Annotated in this window: 13 protein-coding genes, 1 pseudogene and 1 CRISPR repeat array (1 of these 15 only partly in view); of the genes and pseudogenes, 5 read left to right on the top strand and 9 right to left on the bottom strand. The window is 50.8% G+C overall.

Annotated features, from left to right (window positions below):
- Window positions 1–500: direct repeats of the CRISPR family, unit length 36 nt; unit sequence GTCATAGTTCCCCTGAGATTATCGCTGTGGTATAAT; it reaches 260 nt to the left of the window's first position.
- 98 nt (window positions 501–598) lie between these two features.
- From cas2 to cas9, 3 genes are read right to left on the bottom strand one after another with little or no spacing between them, the layout of a single operon-like run.
- A complete protein-coding gene (cas2, locus tag B4113_RS13005) occupies window positions 599–907 on the bottom strand; it encodes a CRISPR-associated endonuclease Cas2 (RefSeq protein ID WP_033018777.1) in 309 nt (102 codons plus the stop codon).
- A gap of 4 nt (window positions 908–911) precedes the next feature.
- Complete coding sequence (gene cas1 / locus B4113_RS13000; RefSeq protein ID WP_033018779.1) at window positions 912–1,811, bottom strand: type II CRISPR-associated endonuclease Cas1; 900 nt, start codon at window positions 1,809–1,811, stop codon at window positions 912–914.
- Window positions 1,741–5,004: a type II CRISPR RNA-guided endonuclease Cas9 gene (gene cas9 / locus B4113_RS12995; protein WP_033018780.1), complete on the bottom strand. Its 3,264-nt coding sequence runs from the start codon at window positions 5,002–5,004 to the stop codon at window positions 1,741–1,743. The genes cas1 and cas9 overlap by 71 nt, the downstream gene beginning before the upstream one ends.
- Before the next feature lie 308 nt (window positions 5,005–5,312).
- Here cas9 and B4113_RS12990 point away from each other — a divergent pair, with 308 nt between their 5' ends.
- Window positions 5,313–6,368, top strand: a complete 1,056-nt coding sequence (locus tag B4113_RS12990) for a P1 family peptidase (RefSeq protein ID WP_033845048.1) — start codon at window positions 5,313–5,315, stop codon at window positions 6,366–6,368.
- Window positions 6,369–6,529: 161 nt separating this feature from the next.
- On the opposite strand, the gene B4113_RS12985 is transcribed toward B4113_RS12990, so the two are convergent.
- From B4113_RS12985 to B4113_RS12975, 3 genes are all read right to left on the bottom strand, one after another.
- Window positions 6,530–7,768 carry an MFS transporter gene (locus tag B4113_RS12985; protein WP_033844706.1) on the bottom strand — a complete coding sequence of 413 codons (1,239 nt, stop codon included), beginning with the start codon at window positions 7,766–7,768 and terminating at the stop codon, window positions 6,530–6,532.
- 160 nt (window positions 7,769–7,928) lie between these two features.
- On the bottom strand, window positions 7,929–8,582 hold the full coding sequence (locus B4113_RS12980) for a PspA/IM30 family protein (RefSeq protein WP_033844703.1): 654 nt from the start codon (window positions 8,580–8,582) through the stop codon (window positions 7,929–7,931).
- The gene (locus B4113_RS12975; protein ID WP_033844702.1) at window positions 8,542–9,063 is read right to left on the bottom strand and encodes a hypothetical protein; all 522 of its coding nucleotides are present in this window, start codon (window positions 9,061–9,063) and stop codon (window positions 8,542–8,544) included. Before B4113_RS12975 ends, B4113_RS12980 begins: the two co-directional genes overlap by 41 nt.
- 182 nt (window positions 9,064–9,245) lie before the next feature.
- Here B4113_RS12975 and B4113_RS12970 point away from each other — a divergent pair, with 182 nt between their 5' ends.
- Both B4113_RS12970 and B4113_RS12965 read left to right on the top strand, forming a co-directional pair.
- Window positions 9,246–9,629: a hypothetical protein gene (locus B4113_RS12970; RefSeq protein ID WP_033844701.1), complete on the top strand. Its 384-nt coding sequence runs from the start codon at window positions 9,246–9,248 to the stop codon at window positions 9,627–9,629.
- Between the two features lie 310 nt (window positions 9,630–9,939).
- Window positions 9,940–10,383 (top strand): hypothetical protein, encoded by a 444-nt coding sequence (locus B4113_RS12965; protein ID WP_231559872.1) that lies wholly within the window; start codon window positions 9,940–9,942, stop codon window positions 10,381–10,383.
- Between the two features lie 458 nt (window positions 10,384–10,841).
- On the opposite strand, the pseudogene B4113_RS18985 reads toward B4113_RS12965, so the two are convergent.
- The 3 genes and pseudogenes from B4113_RS18985 to B4113_RS12955 form a co-directional block, all read right to left on the bottom strand.
- Window positions 10,842–11,107, bottom strand: a pseudogene (locus B4113_RS18985) (YhgE/Pip domain-containing protein); the annotation flags it as partial.
- A 67-nt stretch (window positions 11,108–11,174) separates the two neighbouring features.
- A complete protein-coding gene (locus B4113_RS12960) occupies window positions 11,175–12,548 on the bottom strand; it encodes a cell wall metabolism sensor histidine kinase WalK (protein ID WP_033844700.1) in 1,374 nt (457 codons plus the stop codon).
- On the bottom strand, window positions 12,529–13,200 hold the full coding sequence (locus tag B4113_RS12955) for a response regulator transcription factor (protein ID WP_033844699.1): 672 nt from the start codon (window positions 13,198–13,200) through the stop codon (window positions 12,529–12,531). Before B4113_RS12955 ends, B4113_RS12960 begins: the two co-directional genes overlap by 20 nt.
- Before the next feature lie 136 nt (window positions 13,201–13,336).
- On the opposite strand from B4113_RS12955, the gene B4113_RS20145 reads away from it, so the two are divergent.
- Window positions 13,337–13,627 carry a hypothetical protein gene (locus B4113_RS20145; RefSeq protein ID WP_061912550.1) on the top strand — a complete coding sequence of 97 codons (291 nt, stop codon included), beginning with the start codon at window positions 13,337–13,339 and terminating at the stop codon, window positions 13,625–13,627.
- Entirely contained in the window at window positions 13,627–14,835 is a 1,209-nt protein-coding gene (locus B4113_RS12945) for a S1C family serine protease (protein ID WP_033844698.1), read from the top strand. The genes B4113_RS20145 and B4113_RS12945 overlap by 1 nt, the downstream gene beginning before the upstream one ends.
- Window positions 14,836–15,753 lie beyond the last annotated feature (918 nt).

Genomic DNA, 15,753 nt, shown 5'->3' with positions numbered 1-15,753 from the left:
AAGCGTCATAGTTCCCCTGAGATTATCGCTGTGGTATAATTAATCCGAGAGATTGGCCGATCAATATCAAGTCATAGTTCCCCTGAGATTATCGCTGTGGTATAATAAAAGACAAATGGTCGCAAGTCGATCGCGGTCATAGTTCCCCTGAGATTATCGCTGTGGTATAATCGTATTCCCGGAGTAGCAATCCTTTATCGGTCATAGTTCCCCTGAGATTATCGCTGTGGTATAATTACGTCATGATGTTTTTTAACATAACTGTCGTCATAGTTCCCCTGAGATTATCGCTGTGGTATAATCATAATCAAGATCACCCAAACGGTGCGCGAGTCATAGTTCCCCTGAGATTATCGCTGTGGTATAATGCCAGCGAGTTCACGATGTTCTAAATCTAGGTCATAGTTCCCCTGAGATTATCGCTGTGGTATAATTCGTCAACATACAGTTTATACATGCTTTTCGTCATAGTTCCCCTGAGATTATCGCTGTGGTATAATACGTATCCAAAAAAGCCTGCAATCTCAAGGATCGCGGGCTTTTTTGCTTTTAAAAAATACGAATGTGTCTATGCAATAGGGGGAACCATTTCCGTTTTTTAAAAAAGTGTCAGCTGTGTGGATGTTATTTTCTTTTCTTGGGCTGTTGGTTCCCCGAGAAGCAGTTGCATTTTTGTGTACTGCTTTTCCGTTACGATCATTGCCCGAATCGATCCTCGAGGGGGTAAGTTGCGTTTTAATCTTGCCAAGTGTTTATCCGTCGCCTCATGTCCATGGCAGACACGGCTGTAAACCGAAAACTGTAGCATATCATACCCTTCGTTGAGCAGGAATGTGCGAAATCGCCGGTATTCACGTTTCTCCCGGTTGGTCACGACGGGAAGATCAAAAAAGACGAGCAGCCGCATAAACTTACTCATACACGTGCAGTTGTAATGGGAGAAGTTCCGGCAATTTCAACAACGAAGGGTTTTGGCTTCGGCTTGCGGTGACGAAGCTTTTTGTCATTTCTTCTACCGCGTTCACGACGGTCAATCTTTCTCCATTCACTAGTATGTCCATATTGACTAAATTGTATAAGTCTGCCCGAATGGATGGAGAAAATTTATCATCCGGTTGGATGTGCTGGGCCACGTATAGATCGATGAGCGGGCGCAATACTTCCATAAAGTCGTCGGCGAGATTAAATTTGTTCAACTCGTTATCGTGGTAAATTCCTAAGCATGGGAAAAAACCATACCCGACGAGAGAACGGGCGACGAGTCCACGCATGATGGCGTATCCATAGTTTAAAGCTGCGTTTATGACTGAATCGCTTCGCCGGGTAAACTCATTGCCGAATAAATATTGGAAATACTTTTTTGCCCCATATGCTTCACGGTTATTGCTATCTCCGGAGTCGACGGTTTTGCTGATGCGGTATAGCTCGTCGGCTCCTTGTTTGTTCAAGAACTCCAAACACTTTCCTTGATTGACGAGTTTTTGGATCACGATCCGCTGCCAAATTCGCTTTTTAAAAGGCTTGGAGTAGGCGTACTGCATGTGCAGCACGCCTACTTGACGAGAATGTTTTTGAAACGGCTGCAACACCCCGTTGGGGAGCCGTTTTTGGTCACAGGTGAATAATGCAATGTTATATTCGGCTATTTTGCTTAAAGCGACTGCTGTTACGCTGACGGCTTGTTCCTCGATGATAATGGAACAAATATCCTCCAGCGGGATAGAAACTTTTTCTTCCTGTTCAATCACGAGTTGATTGTAACGGACGGATAGTTTCCCTGGTTTCCGGATGAGCAGATGACGCCAACCCAACTCTCTTTTCCCCTCTCACTTTGTAGATGTTGCCGAGCACATCTACTTGGTATTTCTCGAATCGTTTGAGGGTTCTTGAACCGATGCCGCGGAGTGAGAAACTGTTGTCATGGCTGATCAACTCCAGTCCTCCTGTGGCTGAGTCAATCGTTTTGTAGTAGACAAACACATCTTTAATGTTGATTTCATGGCCTGCGGTCGTTTTCACTGTTTTTTCCCGGGGAAGCTCAATGCGAATGAGATCATTCGGGTACAGGCTGAATCGGAACGTATAGTCCTCCGTCATTTCCTTCCACTCGGAGTACGGCTTGTTTGGTTCGATGGCTTTGTTTGGCAAAACCTTTTTCATGATGTCCATTGTGTAGACGGGAACACAATAGTATTTCCCGTCTTTTTCAAATACGTCAACTCGAACGATGTTGCTGTTGTAGGCGACAGTTTTGCCATCATTGAGCGGGATGACTTGGTTTTTTGTGTCGATGATTTTCACTGTCCGAATGATAGGCCCTAGTTCCCCGTTCTTTTTCGGTTTGTAAAGAGGTTCCTGGAATGCTTTTCTCGGATCATTGTTATGCTCAAGCAACCGCAGGCGGATCGCTTCGTATGTCCTTGGGTCGCTTTCTTTGCCGTACATAGGAAAATGTCCGCTTGCATCCAGCTTGATTTCGGACAGTTTCGTTTTGACAACAGTTTGGATTTTCCCGCTCCGTTCGTCGATGCCGATATAACGCCGCAATGTTTCTTGATGAGCCGCCCCTGTGACGCTCCGCTTCGGCATGCGGGAGACAAAAACCGGCTGCAACGATTCGAGTTTCTCGTTATCATAATTTCCAAGATTGAGAGCTTTTATACTCTCCTTTGGATTTTTTGATAAACGTGCCCGCAGTTCATCGGCGAAGTGCGGCCAAGGTTGCGGAAAGTGCGGTTCCGTCTTTTTGGCCAGTTCTTTGGCTTGTTCGCGCCGTTGATAGAAGGCGGTGACTCGGGCGATATCGCTCAGCGTTGTGCAGGCGACGATTGCGGCGTCCACGGCATGGTGCAAATCGGATTCTTCACGGTTTTTGTTAAAATCCCAGCGGCTGCGCAAATGGGCGGTAACGCCGCCGTTGACTGTATATACTTTTTGCTTGTCATCACTGTCGGCGAATTTGAGATGTTCACGAATAAAGTTGGCGAAAAAGCGTGAAATATACCGGGTGTCATTTAAACTTCGGTTTTTCCATTCTGCTTCTTCGTTTTCATCGTAATGAAGCCGGAGCAGCCGATCCCGCTTCTTTTTAGAAAACTGCTTGTTCGTTAACACAAACGTTTCGAACTGTTGCCAGCGCTCAGTTCCTACGCCTAAATACTCGGCAGGGATGCGGTTGCCTTTTTCGCGATTTTCTTTTGTCAATACTAATACTTTATTGGTATAACTGTCATCCAAGCTCCGGCTATATGGAATCACGTGATCTACTTCTACATAGCCCGGTTCAAGCAGTCGCTTGATTTCGATTGGTTGAAGCGAGTAGGCGCATCTTCCGTTTTGCTCGCTCCACAGTTTGAACTTAACAATGTCATGGCCAGTTGGGTTTCGTGTCAGCCCGTATTCGATCAGCTGGCGGATGGCAGTTTCGTTTCTCTTTCTGTTTTCATCTTGTTCTTTTTTTGTTTTCTTCCGCTCGTCAAATGTTTGTGACAAATCGCGGGCTAATTCGATATGAATCGATACCGGCGAGCCGTACTTTTTGATGATGGCATTCACCACTTTTCGCGCCTGTGTCAACGCGCGCATGACGACCGGATTGGCGATCGGCGGAATAGTCGGCAGCAGCACTGTTTTTTGTTTCTTCGTTGGCCCTGTAAACGTGTATCCCGCTCGCTCACAAGCGGAAGAGTAGACTTCGCCTTGTTCCATATACGGGAGAATGTTGCGGAGTGCTTTTAGCGACAAATGGCCGAATTTGGTGAATGACAAGTTCAATAATTCTTCAATCAGTTCGTTGTCATATACCTTGTTTGCCAAATTTGCTATCCGCTTCCCGTTTTGTTCATATTCATTTCGCAAGTAGCTGCGAATGTGGGCATCATCTTTGAATAATGTCAGGGCGTAACCGAATGTATCAAAATCGATTGGCAGAAACGAACTTGACTTTCCTCTTCCATAAACCTTATCGACGGTTTTGCGAATTTGATGATAGGCGTCGAGTTCAAGGAATCGGATGTTTTCGTTTTGCTTTAGCGGTTCGCCCCAATCGTACACAATACCTTTAAAGTAGGTGTCATCAGGCAAATGGAGCAATGTTCGTATATCATGATAGGTAAGTTTGTTTTTTTGGAATGCTTGTTCATACAAAAGGCGGCGTTCTTCATCGGTGAGTTCCCGCGTTCCTGATGGGGAGACGAGCCGCAATTTATTGATGTGCTCCCAAGCGATGAACGATTGGAATGTGTATGTTGCCTTAGGTGCCCGCTTTTCTTTCGGTTCGAAGGTACAAAAGCCGACCTTTTTCTCGATGTCATCTTTGGAGGCGACAGGGCGCTGCGAAGACCAAATGGCGATATATTCATTCTCAAACGCTTCTGTGCAAATCATGTTTCCGAACTCGCGCTGTCTGGCAAAAATAAGTTGGATCTCGCGTTCTAAGTCGTCACGTGCGATCGTGTTTGTGTAATTTTCCCCTTTATTGCGCTTATGAAGCACAAATTTTGGGTCTCTCACGATCATTTCACCGACGGTCCGGTAGCCTGTGAGAATGGAGCGGTTTTCTTCGATATGTTTGAGCATCGTACTGTTTTCTTTGTTGCTGCGCTCGCTTTTGCGGTTGGATTTGAAGCCGCGCCGCTTGGCTAGATGAAGGAGAACGCGGGCCAATTCATCGTTATTTAGTTTTCGATCTAACGCTTCAACGCGCAGCTGCCAGACATCAATTTCATGTTTTTTCTCGAATAGCTTGTCCAGTTCTTCTTGTGTTAAGACGTTTTCACGGGTGAGCAGACGGCGAATGCGCTCAAGCCGATGCCTGCGGCGGCGCAGACGACGCCGGGCTGAGCGGGCGAGGCGTCGAGGGAGAGCTAGTGATTCTCCCGTTTGCGGGTTTTCTGCTCTGTCAAAGATGCGGACGCCCAAATCTTCGATACGAGGAAGATCCAGATTAATGACTGCCCAGCCGACAGATGTAATACCGATATCGAGGCCGATTTTGTATCTCACTTCGATCCCCTCCCATAACGGAATAATGTAGTAAAAAAGACCTTAGCGTTTTCCGCCAAGGTCTTCGTTTGCCTAAGAGTGGGGAATGCCCGCCAAAAGCGGGCGATAGGCGATCCCCAACGCCGCGGGTCATTCTGCCCAGGCAGAAAGCCCTTATCATAGTAACCCTGAGACCATTGCTGTGGTATGATCCTATGACTATAATAATGCACATATTTGGAAAATGCAAGTTCTTTTTCTATACTTTCATGCTTTCTTTAAGTTATGATGAAAAGAGGAATGGATTTATGACAGGAGGCTTCGCATCGATGCGCCAAAAACTTCGCGATCTCGGGTTTTCGATCGGCACGCTTCCGACAGGGAAGCGGAATCAAATCACGGATGTGTCCGGTGTTCGGGTCGGGCATGTGACGGTTCGTGAAGAGCGGGATGAACGGACGGTGATCCGCACTGGGGTGACGGCGGTGTTGCCGCATGGGGGGAATTGGTTTTTAGAGAAGGTGCCGGCGGCGTGCTTTGTCCTGAACGGGTTCGGGAAAACGGCGGGGCTCGTGCAAGTCGAGGAGTTGGGGACGATCGAGTCGCCGATGATGCTGACGAGTACGTTCAGTGTCGGCGCTGTCTGGCAAGGAACGCTTGAGTATATGATGGAGATGACGCCGGAGATTGGCGACACGGCCGGGTCTGTCAACATCGTGGTCGGGGAGTGCAATGACAGCTATTTGAATGCGGCGCGGGCGCTGGCGGTGACGAAGGCGCATGCGAAACAGGCGATTGCCGAAGCGCGGGTGGATATGGAAGAAGGAGCGGTTGGCGCGGGGACAGGTATGATGTGTTTCGGCTGGAAAGGGGGAGTCGGCAGTTCATCGCGGATCGCGGGCGGGATGTATACGGTCGGGACGCTTGTCGTGAGCAATTTTGGGCGGCGCGAAGAGCTGCGGTTTGTGCCGTATGTGCCGCCATCGTTTGATGAGCGGGACGTGCCGCCTGGGTCGATTATGATGATCGTGGCGACCGATGCGCCGCTTGATGCGCGGCAATTGAAGCGGTTGGCGAAGCGGGCGGCGATGGGGCTGGCGCGGACGGGGAGTCATGTTCATCACGGCAGCGGCGATATCGTCATTGCCTTTTCCACGGCATACACGATTCCGCATGTTGCCGATTCCGTCCATCAGGCGCTGCTGCCGCTTGTCCGCGATGATGCGCCGCTCATGAATGAGCTGTTTCAAGCGGCTGTTGAGGCGACAGAGGAAGCGATTTGGAACTCATTGACGATGGCGGAAACGACGACTGGGCGGAACGGGCGCGTTGGAGAGGCGATTCCGTATTCGTTGCTTCAGCGGATGAAATGGGCGGGGGAATAGAGGGGCAACCGTTGGATGAAACGATGACAGGTGATGAACAGAAGGTGTCCCACGTTTTGTGGACACCTTCTTTCATGTTCAATGTCGCCAGAGCGCTTCGTGTCGATATAGTGCTTCCGGCTGAGTGAGGTGCCCATCTCAGTTGGATGCCGCTAAGTCGCTTAGTGCCGGCTATGAAGGCGATGCGTCCACGCGGCGAGTTTTTCTTTCATCCCTTCGCGCCATGGGGTGGATGCACGGCGGTGGGCATAGCCGACCAAGGCGCCGGTGACGATCAACAAGAGACCGGACAAGGCGAAAATCGAAGCGATGGAAAACAGGCCGGCGATGGCGCCCGCGGCCGTTGGACCGGTCAAGTTGCCGAGGAAGCGGCTGCTGGCGGTGACGCCGAACACCCTCCCTTGAATGCGGCGCGGGCTTTGCGCGTTGATGAGCGCCTGAAGGGCAGGCCATACGCCGCCGACGACCAGCCCTTGTAAGAAGCGCCATACGTACAAGGCGTAAATGTGGTCTGTCCAGACTTGCGGCAAGGCGAACAAGCCGGAGAGAACAAGCAAAATCGGCAATGTTTTCTCCTGCCCGATCCGGTCGCCGAGCTTCCCTAAATACGGCGCACCGATGATCGTGGCGATGCCGGTGATCGATGAGGCGAGGCCGGATAAAAAGGCGAGATTGCTAGTGTGGCCGACTAACGATTGGACAAAAATCGTCATCATCGAGTTGACGCCGAGAACGGCGATTTGCACGAGAAACGTGGCGATAAACAAGATGATGAGCGGCCGGTGTTCGAACACGTCTTTGAAGCTCGCCTTGTTTTCTTTCGTCTGTGGCACGACCGGGTCTTTTTCGAGCCAAAAGATGACGGGCAAGAGGGTAAGCAAAATGCAAAGCCCGGTCACTAAAAACACCGGGCGGAAGCCGAACAAGTCGGACAAAGCACCACCGATGAGCGGCCCGATAATGTTTCCGGCGATGCTTCCGGTTTGCAGCGTCCCGAGCGCCTCGCCGCTATGGTCTTTCGGGACGACGCGGGCCAAATAGGAAAACGAGACGGTGATGAAGCCGGAGAAAAAGCCGACAAGAAACCGAAGCACAAGCAGCGCCGTGGGCGACGTGGTCAACGCCATGCAGGCGGTGATCAAACCCATGCCGATTCCGGCGCGAATCAAATTGGCGCGCTGGCCATATTTATCGGCAAACATTCCCCAAATCGGCGCCATGATGGCCGCTGATAAGAAAGTGGCGGAAAAGACAAGCCCGGTCCACATGCTTAAGGCATGATGCTCAGTGATACCCATTTGCCATAAGAAAAGCGATAAAAAGGGAATGACCATCGTCATTCCGGCCGACACCATAAAATTGCACAGCCATAAAATGCGAACGCTTCGTTTCCAGTCCATGCGGGGTCATCTCCTGGATTATTTCGTTTCTCTAATAATTTTAGCACAATGGAAAAGAAGAGGGAATGATTTTGCTTACGCGTGACAGGGGAGCGAACAAACCAATCCCCCTTGCCGGGCAGGCAAGGGGGTCATCTATGTCAAAAAGGGGGGAGGGGGATTACGCGTTCGTCGCTTGGGCTTCTTTCCATTTTGCCAGCTCACGTTCCACTTCTTCCTCAAACGGCACAGGGGACAACGCAGCGTTCGCTCCGAAACGGGCGGCGGCCGCTTCCGCTTCTAAGGCGATGACGCGCTCTTCCATGCGGGCGAAGCCGCGCAGCGCTTCATCAGCGGAAAACGAAGTGAGTGCCGTGTCGATTTGCTTGAGCGCCTGAGCGGCGTTGACGCGAGCGGTGAGCTCAAGCTGCTTGGCGGCGAGCTCGTCATACCGTTCGCGCAGCTCTTGAAGACGGCGGGCCACCTCGGCGGTTTTCGTTTTGATCGCATCGTATTGTTGCTTATAGGCTTCCCGCTTTTTCTCGTGCAGCAGTTTGTCGCGCAGTGCCAGCTTGGCGACCGCTTCTTCGTTGCGTTCGAGCGCCAGTTTCGCTTGGCGGTTCCGCTTTTCCACCGTTGCTTCCGCTTGGGCGATCAGCGTCTCATAGCGCCGCTCAGCGACCCATTGCTGGGCGAGCGCTTGGCGCCCTCGTTCGAGCTGCTGCTCGAGTTCACGCAAATATTGTTTTGTCATGGCGATCGGGTCTTCCCATTGATCGATTTGTTCGTTCACTTCAGCGAGAACGATCGTCTTGATCCGGCGAAAAATGCCCATTCGTCTGCGCCTCCTTTTGTATCGTTTTTTCCCATTGGTCCAGCCAATCGACAGAAACGGACGGCGGTGCTGGAGCCCACGCTTCAGCGGCTGCCGGTTTTCGTCCTTGGCGTCGTCCGAACGTGTAGACGGCCACGAGTGCCAGTGCAATCAGTACCCATTTCGGCAACAAGGCGGCGACCCCTAAGGCGACAAGCGCCCAACCGATCCAGCGCTTCGGCCGCTTCATCGTGAGCCATACGGCGCCAACGCCGATAAGCAGCAAAGGGATGACCCACAGGAACAAGCTTGGAAGCATCCAGCTTGCGCGCGGCCCCATGTCCAATGCCTGACGGTGGTGCCAAACGCCACCATGCACGCCGTCAAACGGAACCCCGGGCCCTCCGTGCGCCATCGCTTCATGCGGCGTGAGCCCATGAAGCAAGCTGAGCCCAACGAGCGCCACAAGCACGAGCCAAACGACTGCTCGAGTTTTCCTCAATCTTCTCACCTCTTTTTTCGATGGTGGACGGGCTTACGGTTTGTATTGTAGAAGGGGAAGGAGAAAATTAGGTGAAAAGCGAATGTTTTTTTGAAGGAATTTTACACATATCATTCATTAGGGGGATCCGCGCAAGATGGACGGTGATTTTCGCATGACATTGTGGGGGAGGAAGGAAAGACGTGGTTCGGTCGTATGGCCTTGATGTGGGCGGCGCTTTGTTAGTGTTGTTGTTTTCCTTTTTGTTTCCAACGTTTAATGTCGGATATTATGCGTACGGCTCGTTTCTCGCATTTGCCATCGGCTCGTTGATCGTCGGCTTGGCGAGAATTCGATGGCATCCACAGGCGCGATTCGGCGGTACTCTGATCGGTTCGCTCCTCATCATCGCGATCTCTGTCCTCATCATCCGCCTGTTTCCGATCGAAATCCGCGATGCCGGCGACTTGGCCATGCCCTATGTCAATGCCGTTATGAATGCGTTGATTTATTTTCTGATGATGATCGCCTTCCACTTGTGGCATCGCCTAGTAGCGGGCAACGTTTTGTTTTGGAAAAAACGGTGAAGCGGCTCATGTGGCCGTCGTAAACAAAAGGCGCCCCAGTCTGCCTAGAGCGCCTTTTCCTTCAAAAGTCCGAGCGCCGTGTTCTAATGCCTAATAAAGTGAATACACGAACTCTAAGTTAATCGGTTTTCGATAATAAATATCTGACCCGGATGAGTAGCCGTATGTGAACCCTGCCTCTTTAAGAGCTGAAATGGAAAATGATCCTGTTATTATCAACTAAGTGAAGTTTAGTGGAATTCTGATCTTCCGTTCGAACCAAATTTACTTGTGATTGGGTACGCAAAGGATACGAAGGATGTTTTTGGTAATGCCAACTTTGTATGTGCGAGGTGAACTTCCCGTGAGGAAACGTTATGGTTTGTTGTCTATTCTTCTTTTATGCATATGCGGAGCAGTTATGTTCTTTCAAACATCCGAAAAAACAGATTTCAATCGGAAGAAAACAGAAGTCATTCGAGTAACAAGCAGGATAGAAAATTTTTCGAGCATTCATGAAATTCGAGACGAAAGGAAAATCAATAGAATAAAGGAAATCATGAAATTCGTAGAATGGTCAAAAGCAGCCAAAGTCGACGAAGATCAACCTGACTATCGTTTTTGGCTCGAACATCCAAAAGCGAAAGACCGGTTATTCAATTACAACATTTGGTTTAAGGAAAATCATACAATGATCTTCGATAAAAAAACAGGAAAATATGGGATTGTTCCTTCAAAGTATGAAATGGAATTGAAAAGTTTGCTCAAGGAGTAGGCAATGTTTCAAGGAGGTTGTTGAACGTCAACTCACGTTTGGCTCCGTAACCAAGCAAATACCTAGAAGGCTGGTGAAAAACCGCTGATTCGCTTCATCAATGGAAGAATGATTGAAAAGCAGGCCCGATACAACAAGGTTTTTCTAATTGAGAAATGACATTGGAAAGCTGTATACCTCGTTAAATCACCAGCCTCCTAGAAAAAACCGCCTCATTTTCGCCCGGAAGGTGGGAAAGGTGAGAAAGAACATGAAAAAACCGTTCTTCCTCATTGTCTCTTGTATCAAATCAAAATCATGAAAGAATGACCCCAAATGGGATCGATAGTAAAAAAACAAGGGGCTGACCCAAAAGGTCGCCTTCTTTCAAGATAGGCACAACATATAGTGCGACAGAAGCAGTCAGTACGTATATATAGAGACGAAAGAGGGCGTCCCGGTCCTTTTGGGACACCCTCTTGTTCAATGGCGGTTGCAAATTGGTGGCGATGTTGGATAGTCAAATAAACGAGATCATTCCTATCATCATGGCGACAACAAATAGAAGCAGCCTGCCGACGTTTTCCTACATCAATGAGAAATTGCCGCTTGAGATGACCGCTTTCAATCCGAAAATCGAATACGTCATCGGAAGCCAAGCGTTAAAGTGTTGGAACGAACACGGGATCAGTTCGAGCGGAAATGTTCCAATGCTTGTTGTCAATTGCAAAATCAGCACGACAATCTTCTACCCGATTCAAGAAGAAAGCCCGAGCGCCTTGCCGCCTGCCAATGGCAAGCGCGCCCTACATCTAAGCAGGCAGACGTACGATAAACTCCGTCCCTTGCCCGAGCTGGCTGTCGACATGGATCGTGCCGCCGTGAGCGTCGATGATCCACTTCGCGATGGACAGCCCCAGGCCGTGGCCGCCTTGTTGGCGCGAGCGCGCTTTGTCGACGCGGTAAAAGCGGTCGAAAATGCGGCCGATGTCTTCCGGTGGGATGCCGATGCCGGTGTCTTTGACGGAAAGGATGAACTGCTTCGGCTCGGTGCGGATCGACAATGTCACTTCTCCGCCTTCTGGGGTGTATTTGATCGCATTATCAAGCAAAATGTACAGCAGCTGCGTCAGTTTGTCCGGATCGGCCGTCACGACCGCTTGTTCCGGAGCGTGAAAGTGCATCGTGAGCTGTTTTTTCGCCGCCAGTTCCGCGACGAGCTGAAACGTGCGCTCGGCGTGCGGGCGAAAATCAAACGTCTGTTTCGCCAGTTCCAACGCGGCGTGTCTCGCATCCGCGCGGGCGAGCGTCAAGAGATCGTTCATCAGCTTTGTGATCCGCTTCAACTCCTCGCGAAGGCGGTCAAGCAGACGGCGGGCAAACTCGTTTTTCATCACGTCTTCTTCCATTGTGAGCGCCTCAACAGATGAAAAGACAACGCTCAGCGGTGTGCGCAATTCATGGGAGGCGTCGGCGACAAACTGGCGCTGCCGCTCGTACGCTTCTTCAATCGGCCCGAGCGCCCGCTTCGACATGAAGTAACTGAGCGCCACCCCGACAGCGAGAAAGAGAACGGCGAGGCCTGCGAGCACGATCAGCAGCCAATGGAACACCCCGAAAAACGAGGTCACATCCATCCCGATATACAAGATGCCGACGACATTGCCACGAATGACGAGCGGACGGGCGGCGGCGAGCACCCGCCAGTCACGGGCAGCGTCGCGGGCTAGGCCCGGCATATGCTCAGGCAATGATACGGTCAAATAAACTGGCGCACGTGCGTTCATATTTAGACGAGACAAGGCGTGCAAAAAGTACGGGCGCAGGCGCGGGTGGACTTCATCCCCGGCAAGCAGATCGCCGTTAGGGCCGATTACGTAAAAAAAGAGTTGATCTTCGCTGAGCAATACGAGACTTTCGTCATCGAATAAGTCAAAGTCGTTTTGCTTTAACAAAAACTGTTCCATCGTATTGGCCTCTTGTTCAGCGAGGCGAACGATGCGCCGCTCCTGATCCGATGTCGTGATCCAATAAAACAAAGCGGCGGCGATGATGATAAACAAAGCCAAGAACAAAGTAAAAATGCCGCTGTAAAGCGCCGTCAGCCGCCAATGGGTGCGGCGGAACAAGTCCGCGCTTCCTAAACGGCGCAGCCAGTTGCGCCATTCATTCCATTGATTGATCAATTTTATATCCCACCCCGCGCACCGTTTGGATGACATCGTCTTTCAGTTTTTTACGGAGCAATTTGATCGTCGCATCGATCGTTTTCATTGAGACGTCGGCGTCCCAGCCCCAGACGCGGTCCAATATCGTCTCACGCGGCACGACTTGCCCTTGGTTTTGCACGAGCAAATCCAGAAGCTGAAACTCGCGCGGAGTGAGGAAAATCTCTTCATTGCCGCGATGGAGCGTATGGCTTGTCCGGTTGAGGGTGAAGCCGTGAAACGACACTTTTTCCTCTTGAAGCGGGACGAACGTGCGCCGGGCGAGCGCTTTTAAGCGAGCGACAAGCTCATCGATTTCAAACGGTTTGACCAAGTAATCGTCCGCCCCGGATTCAAGCCCGGTGACGCGGTCTTGCACCGCGTCTTTCGCCGTCAACATCAAAATGGCGCCTCTGTAGCCGTTTTGCCGCAAGCGGCGGCAAATCTCCACCCCATCGCCGTTCGGCATCATCCAATCGAGCACGACGACATCGTAAAATTCCGCCATCGCGTAGTCGTACGCGTCTTCCCCTTCCTGCACCCAATCGATCTGATCAATCCCTTTTTTCTTCAACAAATGAACGATCAGCTCTCCTAGATGGAGATCATCTTCGGCCAGCAACACTTTCATGGACGTTCCTCCTGTTTTTCATCCTTGCTTTTATCATAGCAAATCTACGTGAAAAAAAGGTGAAAATGGAAAAGGCAAAGGAAAGCCGAGTCGCTGAGGATTTTTCACCGTTTTTTCACTTTGCTGGGGTATGATGATGGGCGAAGAGGAAAAGGAGGAGCATGACGATGAGGAAAATGAGAAATTTGCATCTTTGGATTTAATCGGAAACATCGTGGGAAAGAAGGAACGACATATGCTGTTCAACTATCGTAGAGAGAAAGCAGCCAATGGCCGGAACATGTCATCGAGTCTTTGTGTACGACCGATGGATGTAGGGGACACCGTTGTGTTTCATCCTCCTTTCCGATGCTTTGGCGGCCTTCGCTCGAAGTTATCCAATGTTTGGGTATGGATGACCATTCATGATAAAGGAGGAGATGACTGATGGACATGATGCCATTTGAACCAACCCCGACGCCGCAGCCGAAACGGCGCGGCCGCTTCATATCGTGGCTTGCCGCTTCTGTCGCGGGAGCGGTGATCGGCAGCGCCGCGACATGGTATGTGGCGCCGAAATGGTTGAACCAAGAAAGCGCCGCCCCCACGCAAGCGGCGCAAACGACTGAGCAAAAAACTGACACCTTGCCCTTGCAGCCGACGGCGAATACGAAAACGAACATGATCGCCGCCATCAACAAAGTCGCGGATGCCGTCGTCGGTGTCGTCAACATCCAGAAGCAAGTCGACTTTTTCTCCGATCAAGCGCAAGACGCCGAAGCGGGGACAGGCTCAGGCGTGATTTTCAAAAAAGAGGGCAATACAGCGTACATTGTGACGAACAACCATGTTATCGAAGGAGCGAATAAAGTCGAGGTGGCGCTCGCGAACGGCAAAAAAGTGAAAGCGGACATCATCGGTGCCGATGCGCTGACAGACCTCGCCGTCTTGAAAATTCGAGCCGAGGGCGTGACGAAAGTGGCGAGCTTCGGCGATTCAGCGAACGTGCAAATCGGCGAGCCGGTCGCGGCCATCGGTAACCCACTTGGCCTTGACTTGTCGCGGACGGTGACGGAAGGAATTGTCAGCGGCAAGCGGACGATGCCGGTGTCCACCTCAGCGGGCGACTGGGAGATTGACGTCATCCAGACGGATGCGGCGATCAACCCGGGCAACAGCGGCGGCGCGCTCATTAACAGCGCGGGACAAGTCATCGGCATCAACAGCATGAAAATCGCCGAAACAGGCGTCGAAGGACTCGGCTTTGCCATCCCGAGCGAAAACGTCAAACCGATCGTCGAACAGCTGATGAAAGACGGGAAAATCAAACGCCCATATCTTGGCGTCCAGCTCGTCGATGTCGCAGATTTGTCCGATGACGTCCGCACTGGTGAACTGAAACTGCCATCAAGCGTGACAACGGGCGCTGCCATCACCGCAGTTGAACCGTTCTCACCGGCGGCCGATGCGGGCTTAAAATCGAAAGACGTCATCACGGCGATCAATGGCCAGAAAATCGACAGCGTCAGCGCCTTGCGCAAATATTTGTACACGAAAACAGCGGTCGGCGATCGCATCAAACTGACGATTTATCGTGATGGGTTTGAGACAACCGTCTCTGTCACACTTAAGGCGAAAGAAAACAGCCAGTCGTAAGAAGAAACCGCCTCTTTTCCATCCGATCGGTGGGAAAGAGGCGGTTTTTTGTGGATCAAACAAAAGCTAGTCTGTGTCAGCACTACGGTTTCAGCGACTCAACGGTGCCTCAGCAGGCTCGTGGTTGAATCGTGGATAGGCTTTACAATGTCATTTCTCACCTAGAAGGCTGGTGATTTCGTGCAAAATACTGCTGATTCCATCTGTTTCTCAATTAGAGAAACCTAGCAGAATGAGTTTTCTTTTCTGAATGAAAATGTCGCCGATTCGTGTGTAACAGCGGTTTTTCACCGGCCCTCTAGGAGACTGGTGATTTACTCGCGGATACGGCTTTACAATACCATTTCTCAACTAGAAAAACCTTGTTTCACCGGTCCTGCTTTTCACTCATTCTCCCATTGATTAAGAGGATTAGGGAAAAACAGCAACCGCCCCTAGCCCACGGCGGATGACGTGAAACGAGAAGCCCGTGCCACAAGGGTTCTCCATTTGAGAAACAAGGCGGTGAAGCAACCCATCCCTTTCATCACCGCCCCTCTAGAAAAACCTTGTTGCATCGACCCTGCTTTTCATTCATTCTCCCATTGATGAAGAGAATCAGCATTTTTTCACCAACCTTTTAGGATAACGAGCAACGGCTGCATGTCCACGGGTAGATGCGCGTACAATGGGGGCATCCATGGCTGAAACCGTCACGCCGCTTGGAAGGGGGGGTGCTACCGAAGGGCCTTGTTGGCTCTAAACGCCTCCCTCCTTACGTTCTTCAAGTTTTGCACGTAGCGCCGTATTTCTATGTGTTCGCCGATGTGATTGAAAAGGAACAAGGCGTATTGTATGTGTTGACTCAATGTAGCCAAGCCGCAGGACGGATGTTCCGAAGATTCTCTCACCTCTATCCAAATGTATACAGAGAAGTGT

It is taken from the genome of Geobacillus sp. B4113_201601 (assembly GCF_001587475.1).
In the GTDB taxonomy this organism is placed as follows: domain Bacteria; phylum Bacillota; class Bacilli; order Bacillales; family Anoxybacillaceae; genus Geobacillus; species Geobacillus icigianus.
This window is presented reverse-complemented; position numbering and strand designations above follow the sequence as displayed.

What these genes read in the sequence shown, in the direction of transcription:
- cas2 (WP_033018777.1), bottom strand. Translation starts at nt 907, where the DNA reads ATGCGGCTGCTCGTCTTTTTTGATCTTCCCGTCGTGACCAACCGGGAG.
- B4113_RS12990 (WP_033845048.1), top strand. Translation starts at nt 5,313, where the DNA reads ATGCGCCAAAAACTTCGCGATCTCGGGTTTTCGATCGGCACGCTTCCG.
- B4113_RS12985 (WP_033844706.1), bottom strand. Translation starts at nt 7,768, where the DNA reads ATGGACTGGAAACGAAGCGTTCGCATTTTATGGCTGTGCAATTTTATG.
- B4113_RS12980 (WP_033844703.1), bottom strand. Translation starts at nt 8,582, where the DNA reads ATGGGCATTTTTCGCCGGATCAAGACGATCGTTCTCGCTGAAGTGAAC.
- B4113_RS12965 (WP_231559872.1), top strand. Translation starts at nt 9,940, where the DNA reads ATGCCAACTTTGTATGTGCGAGGTGAACTTCCCGTGAGGAAACGTTAT.
- B4113_RS12955 (WP_033844699.1), bottom strand. Translation starts at nt 13,200, where the DNA reads ATGAAAGTGTTGCTGGCCGAAGATGATCTCCATCTAGGAGAGCTGATC.
- B4113_RS20145 (WP_061912550.1), top strand. Translation starts at nt 13,337, where the DNA reads ATGGGCGAAGAGGAAAAGGAGGAGCATGACGATGAGGAAAATGAGAAA.
- B4113_RS12945 (WP_033844698.1), top strand. Translation starts at nt 13,627, where the DNA reads ATGGACATGATGCCATTTGAACCAACCCCGACGCCGCAGCCGAAACGG.